Origin of the sequence: Paraburkholderia sp. UCT31, assembly GCF_014397655.1 — a bacterium.
Classification (GTDB): Bacteria; Pseudomonadota; Gammaproteobacteria; order Burkholderiales; family Burkholderiaceae; genus Paraburkholderia; species Paraburkholderia tuberum.
Map to the genome: position 1 here is coordinate 1 of NZ_VZQP01000149.1, position 2795 is coordinate 2795.

2 protein-coding genes are annotated in these 2795 nt (G+C 61.3%); both read left to right on the forward strand.

The features are described 5' to 3' along the window. Positions 1-432 precede the first annotated feature (432 nt). A complete protein-coding gene (locus F6X40_RS41195; protein WP_187631849.1) occupies positions 433-711 on the forward strand; it encodes an HU family DNA-binding protein in 279 nt (92 codons plus the stop codon). Positions 712-1091: 380 nt separating this feature from the next. Further along, positions 1092-2078: a YhcG family protein gene (locus tag F6X40_RS41200; RefSeq protein ID WP_187631850.1), complete on the forward strand. Its 987-nt coding sequence runs from the start codon at positions 1092-1094 to the stop codon at positions 2076-2078. Positions 2079-2795: the final 717 nt, after the last annotated feature.

The following is a 2795-nucleotide window of genomic DNA, read 5'->3' on the forward strand; positions in this document are numbered from 1 at the left end:
AAGGGCAGATGCAAGACGAGCGCGACATCAAAACTGCGGCCGTGCAATTCTATTCGCTGATCATGTAAGCATTCCTATTCATACCGGAGTGCGCGCGCCTCACTTCTCTTATCGCGACACAACCGTTTGAAGACAGATTGGGCCGTCCGCGGGCAGTTTTAACGCGGCGGTAGCCTAATGGCCGGGTCTCACGATGCGTTTTTCGCGAAAGCATCTTCACGGATTGGCGTGCGGGCACCCTTGAGAGGGATGGGGCGTTTGCGCATCGACATAGCGTCGGCAACTCTTCCTGCTCCGCCGACGCCGTAATCAGACCGGGCGCGGATTATCATTTCCCCGTTGACGCGGTGCGAGTCCTGCGTGTCGATTGCTCGAAGGCGGGCCAATCGGGTAGGGTGACGACATCTTCACAGCCAGAACAGGGACGAAACCATGAACAAGCAGGAACTGGTGGATGCAATCGCCGCGAAGACCGGAGACAGCAAGGCCGCCACGGGCGAGGCGATTGACGCGGTGATTGCGGCCATCACCGGCGAACTGACGAAGGGAAAGACGGTGCAGCTGATCGGTTTTGGTTCGTTTTCAACCGGCGCACGTGCGGCGCGGGTCGGCCGCAACCCGGCGACCGGTGCCGAGATCCAGATCGCTGCGGCCAAGACGGTCAAGTTCACGGCGGGCAAGGCTTTCAAGGATGCTGTTAACGGCGCGTGAGACCGGGCACATCCGGTCGGCCGGGTTCGCTTGCCGCCGGCATTCTTCCCGGGCAGGAATTGCGGTAAGAGGTCGGGCAGTTCTTCCGGATGGCCACCCTGGTTTGCCATCTCTGATGAAGCCGAACGGGCGACGGCCTGCATTGGACGAGGCGCCCCCAACCTTACCGACCGATTTAACCGATTAAATATAACGCGGCTACGACGACCTGGCAGGATTACGAGATCGCAGAAAAACGGCCCGCGTGCCGCGGACCCGGTCCTGGCAGGGCACAGACGGGCGGCCAGCCCTGCCTCTGCCCCGTGTGTGGTCGCGCGCCGTGAACACGGACCACATCTACATGATAGTCACTGCGCCGGCGACGATGAACTTTTCGCCCGCTGCTCCTGATCGATTCGGCACGTGAGCGCACGGCGGCAGCCGTGAACGCCGAGCTAACCCTGTTGTACTGGCGGGTCGGGCGTTGCATCCACGCCGAGGTGCTGGGCGGCGTACGTGCAGAATACGGGCAGCAGGTGATTGCGTCGCTTGCACAGGCCCTCACTGCCGACTATGGCCGTGGCTGGAGTGAGCAGCAACTGCGGCATTGTCTGCGTGCCGCGGAGATTTTCACGGACGAGGCGATTCTCTCCGCAGCGCGGAGAGAATTGAGCTGGACGCACATCAAGGCGCTGATCTATATCGACGACCCATTGAAGCGCGAGTTCTACCTGGAGCTCTGCCGGCTCGAGCGCTGGTCGTCGCGGCAACTGCAGGAACGGATGAATTCGATGCTGTTCGAACGCAGCGCGATTTCACGCAAGCCGGCAGAAGCCATTCAGCATGATCTGGCGCAGTTGCGGCAGGAACAGCGGGTGCAGCCGGACGTTTTGCTGAAAGATCCATATGTGCTCGATTTCCTCGGCCTGAACGATCACTACCTCGAAAAGGATCTCGAAGACGCTATCCTCCGGGAAATGGAGCAATTCCTGCTTGAGCTCGGTGCCGGCTTTACGTTTGTGGCTCGCCAGAAGCGGCTACAGATCGATAACGACGACTTCTACATTGACCTGCTGTTTTACAACCGCAAGTTGAAACGGCTGGTGGCCGTCGAACTGAAGCTTGGCGCTTTCAAGGCGGAACACAAAAGCCAGATGGAACTCTATCTTCGCTGGCTCGCAAAGCATGAGCAGGAGCCGGACGAATTGCCGCCGCTCGGCATTATCCTCTGCGCCGGAAAGAAACAGGAGCAGATTGAACTGCTCGAACTGGACAAGAGCGGGATTCACGTCGCGGAATATCTGACCGTGCTGCCGTCGCGTGAGACGTTGCAGGCCAAACTTCACCAGTCAATTGAGACGGCGCGGCTGAGACTGCAGAATAAGTAGTAGAAGTGATAGTGGGACGCGCTGTGTTCAGCACGGGTGGCGAAACGGGTTGCCCCCTCAACCGTTCGCGCAGCGGCTCAGCATACGACGCAACCAGCGGTTGCGGCTTTGGCGGTAGCTGCCGCTACAACTTTTAGTTCGAAAACGCTCTCACTTTTCCTTCTTCGGACGCCGGCCGACTACGCTCCTGGGTCGCTGCCGCCGGCAGTGAAGCGGCTGGACGCGGACTGCTGGCCCGGGATGAGTCGCGCGCAGCTCGTCGCACGTGCCCGCCGGCAGGCGCTTCACCCGTCGCTGCTCGCCGCAGGAGACAACCCGGCGCGAGTGCGCCCGGCGAAACCGGCCACTTCAGCCTGACCGTGACCGTTGACGGGAGTGAAGTGCGTCTGGTTGCCCATCTGCGCCGGATCTCGAAACGCCGGCGCCCGGCGCGGCCGGCGAAGACGTCGAAACCGCCGGCACGCGATCTGCGGCAGGGCGATCTGGGCCGCGAAAGCCGCGCATTCGACGCTCGCTCGCGTGCCGGCTGGCGACGGTTCTCCGCGCGGTCGTTCAGACAGGCGGCCGATTCCTTCATCTCGCCATTTTCTGGCTCTTTTGAAAATGCAGTGGGTAACGGGGCTCACGAGGCATGCGGGTTGAAGCCGGAGAAATCGAGCTTGCCAGCAACGAGAAAGAGGACCGTGCGCATCGTCGCGAAGCGCGTGTAGCCGCGAG

Coding starts and splice junctions, on each gene's coding strand:
- F6X40_RS41195 (WP_187631849.1), top strand. CDS start 433: ATGAACAAGCAGGAACTGGTGGATGCAATCGCCGCGAAGACCGGAGAC.